This window comes from Ralstonia sp. VS2407, assembly GCF_052950655.1.
In genome coordinates, this window is record NZ_JBRFVG010000394.1 from 1 (window position 1) to 431 (window position 431).

The window sequence follows — 431 nt, forward strand, 5'->3', positions numbered from 1 at the left end:
TTACCGCTCCGAGGGCCAGGGCTGGCCGCTGGGGCTGTACAGCGTGTTGCTGCTGACCTACCTGCTCGTGAAGATGACGCTGGCCTTCCGCTACCGCCCGGTGGTCACTGACCGGCCCAACTCCCTGCGGATCAGCGCCGTGATTCCCAACTACAACGAGGCCCCGGACGCGCTGGCCGACACCATCCACAGCCTGATGCGGCAGTCGCGGGTGCCCGACGAGGTGTTTGTCATCGACGACGGCAGCCCCGACCCGGCGGCCCACGAGGCGGCACTGGCCCTGTGCCGTCAATATCCGAATCTGGTGGTTCACCGCATGGACAAGAACGTCGGCAAGCGCCGCGCCCAGGGCTGGGCCTTCCGGCGGTTGACGGGCGACCTGATCCTGACGGTGGACAGCGACACCGTCTATGACCCGCATAGCGTGGAAG

Annotated in this window: 1 protein-coding gene; it reads left to right on the forward strand. The window is 67.1% G+C overall.

Annotation, left to right across the window (positions count from 1 at the left end):
• Positions 1-431, forward strand: a 431-nt coding sequence (locus ACU8YE_RS25640; protein WP_446930436.1) for a glycosyltransferase family 2 protein, incomplete at both ends; no start/stop codon positions are given.